Source organism: Stenoxybacter acetivorans DSM 19021 (assembly GCF_000745895.1).
GTDB classification, from domain to species: Bacteria; Pseudomonadota; Gammaproteobacteria; order Burkholderiales; family Neisseriaceae; genus Stenoxybacter; species Stenoxybacter acetivorans.
Genome location: NZ_JQKE01000094.1, coordinates 1 through 7,085, shown reverse-complemented (window position 1 = coordinate 7,085; position 7,085 = coordinate 1). Strand labels below are relative to the sequence as shown.

Sequence of the window (7,085 nt, the reverse complement as noted above, 5' to 3'; positions counted from 1 at the left end):
GTCTGTACAGAACATCGCATCAATCAAAAATTTACCCGAGTTGCCCGCCCACAGACCAATGGTAAGGCAGAGCGGGTTATCAGGACGTTGATGCAGATGTGGCACGATAAAACACGCTTTCAGGACAGTGAGCATCGAAAGCTGGAGCTAAATCGCTTCATCAACTACTACAATACGGTGAAGCCCCATAAATCACTTAACGGGGCGACACCATACGAGGTACTAGAGAAATATTTTTATTTTGATGAAAAGTGTAAATAACGCGGGTAATTCTTACACATAGAATGTGTTGTTTAATTTATTGTCAATGGGTTTCATTGCCACCATTGAAACAGACTTTTTGCAAGAGGATTTTTTAGTAAAAGCATCCTTCTTAAATATTGCTGCTGTCGAATTATTCAAGAACATCAAATTCAGACCCGATGATAATATTAGAATTAATTTTTAAAGTGCAGGTCGCTCTTGCCATATTTTTTGGCGAATGAATGATTATATAATCACCGGTACTTTTATCGCTTATCAATACCAATACCAAATCGAATTTTTTGACCATATCCTAGATTTCATTCAATTTAAAGCCAATAGCCTCATTACAAATTTTTTTAGTTAGTTTAGTCAAATAGTAACTATTATATGCGTGCCATCCAAGTACGAGCAAGAAAGACATAACAGAAACAATAATGCTATTCAATATTATTTTTTTCATTATTGAATACCTCTACACTAAAATTTATAACAATAATTTCCATATAATTCAGTAATCGATTAATTCCAACTTAATAGAAGATTCCTAAATGGAGAATACCCTCCCAACTTGATCTTCTCGTTGCAAGGTATCAGTGATCATGCCAGGGGCGGAGGCGGCGAGATTGACCAAGGCAATGACCACTAATGCCCAAACACAGGTGGTGGCTAGACTCATAACAAGGTAGAAGGGGGGGGATTTAAAAATCATGATTATCTACTTATATTTGTTAAAAATAAGAAATAAGATTATAAAATATATGATTCGCACAATAATAACAAAGAAATACTTTTTTAAATCATGCACCGTGCACGTCTTCATGCGTCCATTATCATCATCAAATTCAATAATTATTTTTTCCCTCCCTTTCCTGAGAGCAAGAATACTTGAGAACGTACAAAGACTGCAAAATATTATTTTTACATCATTAACACCGGGCACGAGTGATGCCGATAGAATTAATATTTCTGATAATATCAACCCGATAGAAACTTGACTAAATTTTCCAAACAGCTTAGATATGAATAGAAGTTTATTTACGGAAAAAAAAGCGACAAAAGCCCAAACTAAAACAATCCATTTAATGCTAAAAAATAATGATAAAAAAACAATAACATAAGAAATAAAAAACCACACTTCCAAGAATACCAGCGGGCTTTCTTTATTACAGGGATTAAAATTCATCATTTTAAGAAACACCTTAATAATTATTTAAGTCATTTCAAAGAAGTAATTTGAAATCTCAAAAACGCCAAAAATCCAAGCGGCAATAATACGTGACTTACCGATTCTGCACTGTGCTTTTGCTAAGTATAATCATTAAAAAATCCTACTGACTTAAAAATCTTCGTGGGGTTTTCTACTAAATTTATAACACCAATATCCGGAAAAAATATTAATAATAAGATTGAGAAACAAAATAAATATATAAAAATAAATAAAAAATTCACCATCAATATGAATAATGCAGAAAAAATAAATAAAAAATTTACTCCGCCCGTAACACGATACAATGACGATAAAATTAAACCAAGCATTACTATATTTACGTACTCTAAAAATCGAACATTTCTTACATAGGATGCGCTTTTTCCATCAAGAGAAAGAATGGCATCGCATTTCCTGCATTTGTTACCAATTTTCTCTAATTTGCTGGATTTTTTTATAAAAATCCATAAAATTCCATAATCAAATCCACATTTTGGGCAGCAACGCTGCTTTCATTCAGTCATTTTTCTCTCCTTTGCCCGCGAGATGAATCAAAAAGCTTAAAGCCTGTGCAACAAGCCCACTGAATGCTATAGTAATGGCATAAAAAATAAAGCCTGTGAGAAGTGCCCCCCGCAATGTGAGTAAGTAAGAAATGAGAAAATCATTGCACTACATTAGTAACATAGGCTGTTATAATAATCATTGCGTATTTTCTATAGTCTTGGTTTTTTCGAAGCAAAAAATTTATATCCAGAAGCCAGCATATTCATTAAAACAGCGGCTATTGAGAAATACATATAAAAATCATCATCTCTTGCAAATAAAAAAATTATCATTAAAAGAAGAAGAGATGTTAAAAATGATAGTAAATAAAAAATACGATTAACGCCTCCTAATGTATCCGCTGCAATAGAGACGATAAGAACAATTAAAAAAAATGGTAAAAAAATCATTGCTGACACACCTCCTCCCCGACAAACCAAGTGCAGGCTGAACCATAGCTTTTTATTACATGTGTTCCCATATTGGAAGTGGGTTTCGATAAAAATGCAGAACTCATTGTATATTATATTCAAATAATTTAGAACGTATCTTACAAAACACATTCAAATGGTTGTCGGTTTTTTATTGTTTGGCTATACAGCGCATTATTTTTAAAATAACATTTCATTTTTCAAGGAAAAATATTGATGCAAGAAAAAGTGATTTATCTGGCAGGCGGTTGTTTTTGGGGCTTGGAAGCTTATTTTCGCCGCATTGATGGTGTACTAGACACACAAGTGGGCTATGCCAACGGACACACGGAAAAACCGAGTTATGGAGATGTTTGCCGCAACAGTGGGCATGTAGAAACCGTAAAATTAACTTACGATTCAGATAAGTTGCGCTTATCAGATATTCTGCAATATTTTTTCCGCGTGGTGAATCCCGTAAGCATCAATCGGCAAGGCAATGATGTCGGTATTCAATATCGCAGCGGCGTGTATTACACCGATCCTGCCGATAAAAATATTATTCAGGCAGCCTTAAATGCAGAGCAAGGCAAATATACGCAAGCGATTGCGGTGGAAAACTTGCCGTTGCAGCATTTTTTCCCTGCGGAAGACGAACATCAGCAATATTTGCTGAAAAATCCAAACGGCTATTGCCATATCAATGTACACCAAGCCGATATCCCTTTACAGGGTAACAACGATGTACCGCCGCCATTTCAGGCAGCCGATGACAAGAAAGGCTGCCTGAAACCAGACACTGCCGATTTACGCGAACGGCTGACACCGGAACAATACCGCATTACCCAACAAGCAGGAACGGAGCGTCCGTTCAGTCATGAATATGATCACTTGTTCGCACCGGGTTTGTATGTGGATATTGTCAGCGGCGAGCCTTTATTCAGTTCCCGCGATAAATTCGATTCCGGTTGTGGCTGGCCGAGTTTTGCCCGTCCAATTCAAGAGCAGGCAGTAAGTGAACACGACGACTTCAGCCTCAGCCGCCAGCGCACTGAAGTACGCAACCACACCGCGGATTCACATTTGGGACACGTATTTAACGACGGACCAACAGAAATGGGCGGTTTGCGCTATTGCATCAACGGATCGAGTTTGCGGTTTATCCCATATGAAGAAATGGATGCCGCCGGTTATGGTGCGTGGAAAGATTGGGTGCTGCGGGAAAAATCATGATGATTAACGGCAACACCGCATCATAAGAAAATAACGTTGTTTTATTAATGCGGTCACGTTTAAGTAAACAGCATTAGTGAACACTCATACTGTTATTACGCGGTAACAAAAGCCAAGCCGTTAATCAGCCTTAATCAATTCAATGCTTGCGTAAACGCCGATACACCCGCGCCAATAGTGTTTCGGGCAATAAACGCCCTGCACTGCGGGCGACAAAAGTGAATAAGGCAGGTAAGGCTGCCTGAAAATGTAATTGTTGTTTGATACAACACAATTGCCACTCACTTTTAACATAACGCCACCCGCGGCGGCGGCGGTACATCGCCTGCCCCGCGCGTGCATATACCAGCACTTCAGGCAGATTGCCGCTGCGATAACCCGCTGCCAACAGTCGAAGCCACAATTGGTAGTCTTCCATAAATAAATGGTGGCGGTAGCCGCCTACTGCCAATACGGCTGTTTTGCGATAGGCTACTGTCATGTGGTTAAACGGATTGCGTTTTCTTGAATAACGCATGATTTCGTTATGTGTCAACGGCACGGTTTTGACGGCGTCAATACAATTCGGTGTGCGTGAAAATTCCGCGGTCAGCCCGCCCGATATGGCAAGGTCGGGGTATTGCTGTAAAAATGCCCACTGCTTGACGAAACGCTCGGGAACACATATGTCGTCGGTGTCCATGCGTAGCACCCATTCACAGCGGCAATGCGCCAGACCATGATTGAGTGCTTTCGCCAAGCCGACATTTTCGGGCAAAGGACAGACGCGAATGGGCAAGGTGTGTGCAAATTGCGCCACACACTGTTGTAATTCTTTGCCAATGCTGCCGTCAAAAACAATAATAATTTCTGTTGCCGGCAAGGTTTGCTGCTGCAAACTGTGTAAACATTGTGTCAAAAATTCGGGCTGTTCTTTGGCATACAGCGACATCAATACCGAAAATTCAGCTACCGAATTCATGGTTTGCCTGCCGGCAATGTTTTCAGGCAGCCTTCTATCCATCACACATCAACCCGTTAATTGCTTGCTGATTAAATGTTTAATCGGCGGAAAGTGATTGCTCAAACGCAAAATGGCTGAACGCAATACTTTGGCGGGCGGGGCTTCGTTGGTAAACAGCTTCACCATCACATTCGTGCCGTGATACAGCGGGCGGGTGTGCAGCATGTGTTCACGCTGATAACGCGCCAGCAAGCCGTTGCTGCCGATATCGCGCCCTTCCTCGGCGGCTTCGTTTACCAAACGGCTCAAAATATGCGCACTCTCCAAGCCCAAATTAAAGCCGTGTGCGGTTACCGGGTGCATGCCCACTGCCGCATCACCAATCAGCGCGCTGCGAACAGCGTAAAACGCATTGGCATGAACGCCCACTAAAGGATAAGCGTGTATGGTGCTGTCTAAAGTCATCTCACCCAAGCGGCCGTTCAATTGTCGGATAACATCAGATGCCAGTGCCTCGGGCGACAATTTTAAAACGCTGTCGGCTTTGTCGCTGTCAATAGTGATAACGCAATTGGTTAAGTATTCTTCAAGCGGCAGCAATGCCAAAGTACGCCCATAGTGGAAGCATTCAAATGCACTGTGGTGATTGGATAAGGTGTGGCGCATACGGAACACAATCACCGTCCGCCCGAAGTCGTGCATATCGGCGGAAATACCCAATTGGCGGCGGGTGTGTGAAAAACGGCTGTCGGCGGCAATCAGCAGACGCGCATGGATTTCAGAGCCGTCATCTAAAACAGCGCGTGCGCCCTGCGCATTGGTGTGTACTTCACGCACGCCCTTTTCGCAAATTAACGCCACGTTTTGCCAAGATTTAATCGCCTGATACGCCGCTTTGCGGATATTGTGGTTGGAAATTAAATAACCCAAAGTGTCCGTGGGTTTTCCTAAGGCGGTTGATGGTTGCGGGAAATACAATTCATAATCCGATTGCCCGTTTACGACACGGGCATCTTTGAGTTTATAAATCTCGTCTTCAGCCACCGATTGCCACATGCCCAGCTCTTCCATAAAGGCTTTAGATCGATGTGTCAGCGCGATTTCCCGCCCGTCGTAAGGCGGGTTTGCCAATTCGGCTTCACTGCTTTTTTCGACCAAGGTAACACGCATTCCACAAGGTGCAACAGCACGGGCAAAACTCAAACCGGCAGGTCCTGCGCCGACAATCAATATATCCGTATCCAAAAAGGCTTGTTTAACCATAACCCATTCTCCTTAAACTAAAAACCAATCAAAAGTGATCCCAGCCAACAGCGGCACAGGATAATCATTTTTGAGGCTGCCTGAAGCATCAAATGCAACAATTTTAATATACATCAAACATACCCGTATTTTCTTAGATTATCCCCCGTTGGTATCATTGACAGCGGTAATAATCACCCTGTTTCGATTTTTTACTTTGAAATTTCCGGAAACCGACACCAAAAAGCAATCAATATTTAAAGTTGATTATAATGCGTATTCTGAATATTAACGATAAACCGATTTACGTATTTTCTCACAACACATCATGAAAATCGATTTTCAGGCAGCCTTAAAACAATTAAGCCAAACCGCCAAAGCAGAACAAGCCGCTAAAGAAGCTGTCGAAGCCAAAGCGCGGCAAATACAGCAACGAACGGTGAATTTCACCGAAGAAATGCGCGGTGTTACCCCACTGAAGTCCACCAATCAGTATCACCATCCGCAAGACAAAACACCGATTAAGGTGAGACGGCAAGCAGAAGAGCATTTGGCTCAGGAAAACCATTTCTTCGTGAGCGATGCCGGCGAACAAATACCACCCGACGTATTCAGTAAAAATGGACGCGGCGAACACGATATTCGCAGGCTGCAAGCCAAACATTGGCCGATTGTCGGCTTTTTGGATTTGCACGGCTACCGCCAAGAAGAAGCGCAAGAAACTTTGAATGCCTTCGTGGACTATGTACAAAAACGCGGCGTGTGCGGCGAAATTGTTCATGGCAGCGGCTTGGGTTCAAAAGATTATATGCCTGTATTAAAAAACACTGTTCGCCGCTGGCTGATGGCACACCCCGAAGTCATCGCCTATGCCCAACCCAATCTGCGCAACGACGGAACGGTGTTGGTTTTGCTGAAACAACGGCGGAAACCAAAAGAAAATTGAAAATCAACAGATGAAAGTTAAAATAATTAACAACGCCGTATCTGCTCAAAACAGCACCCGCTCTGCTTTTTGTTGCGTGCATCAAAACATGAATGATTGCACCCGTTTGCCCGCTTTTCTGCGGTTAAGTATGTTTCAGACAGCCATTTTTAAATGCTGCCTGAAAGCATAAGCAATTGTTATTTCTTTAAGAAAATTCATGTGATTTCATAGATAACATGTAAGAATTATCCGCGTTGTTTACACTTTTCATCAAAATAAAAATATTTCTCTAGTACCTCGTATGGTGTCGCTCCGTTAAGTGATTTATGG

General features: G+C 41.8%; 5 protein-coding genes and 1 pseudogene. 3 read left to right on the top strand and 3 right to left on the bottom strand.

Going from position 1 to position 7,085, the window contains the following annotated elements; translation table 11 throughout:
* A partial coding sequence (locus tag Q384_RS10370) for an integrase core domain-containing protein (RefSeq protein ID WP_037587841.1) occupies positions 1 to 261 on the top strand: 261 nt, incomplete at its 5' end.
* Positions 262 to 2,169: 1,908 nt separating this feature from the next.
* Here Q384_RS10370 and Q384_RS10355 read toward each other — a convergent pair.
* On the bottom strand, positions 2,170 to 2,418 hold the full coding sequence (locus Q384_RS10355; RefSeq protein WP_156956545.1) for a hypothetical protein: 249 nt from the start codon (positions 2,416 to 2,418) through the stop codon (positions 2,170 to 2,172).
* 225 nt (positions 2,419 to 2,643) lie between these two features.
* Between Q384_RS10355 and msrAB the strand changes: the two are divergent.
* Positions 2,644 to 3,642: pseudogene (gene msrAB / locus Q384_RS10350) on the top strand (bifunctional peptide-methionine (S)-S-oxide reductase MsrA/peptide-methionine (R)-S-oxide reductase MsrB); the annotation flags it as partial.
* A gap of 139 nt (positions 3,643 to 3,781) precedes the next feature.
* Here the strand turns inward: msrAB and Q384_RS10345 are convergent.
* Together Q384_RS10345 and ubiM are read right to left on the bottom strand one after the other, a co-directional pair.
* On the bottom strand, positions 3,782 to 4,603 hold the full coding sequence (locus Q384_RS10345; protein WP_037587830.1) for a glycosyltransferase: 822 nt from the start codon (positions 4,601 to 4,603) through the stop codon (positions 3,782 to 3,784).
* 48 nt (positions 4,604 to 4,651) lie between these two features.
* The gene (ubiM, locus tag Q384_RS10340; RefSeq protein ID WP_037587827.1) at positions 4,652 to 5,848 is read right to left on the bottom strand and encodes a 5-demethoxyubiquinol-8 5-hydroxylase UbiM; all 1,197 of its coding nucleotides are present in this window, start codon (positions 5,846 to 5,848) and stop codon (positions 4,652 to 4,654) included.
* A gap of 307 nt (positions 5,849 to 6,155) precedes the next feature.
* Between ubiM and Q384_RS10335 the strand changes: the two genes are divergently transcribed.
* Complete coding sequence (locus Q384_RS10335; RefSeq protein WP_037587825.1) at positions 6,156 to 6,773, top strand: Smr/MutS family protein; 618 nt, start codon at positions 6,156 to 6,158, stop codon at positions 6,771 to 6,773.
* Positions 6,774 to 7,085: the final 312 nt, after the last annotated feature.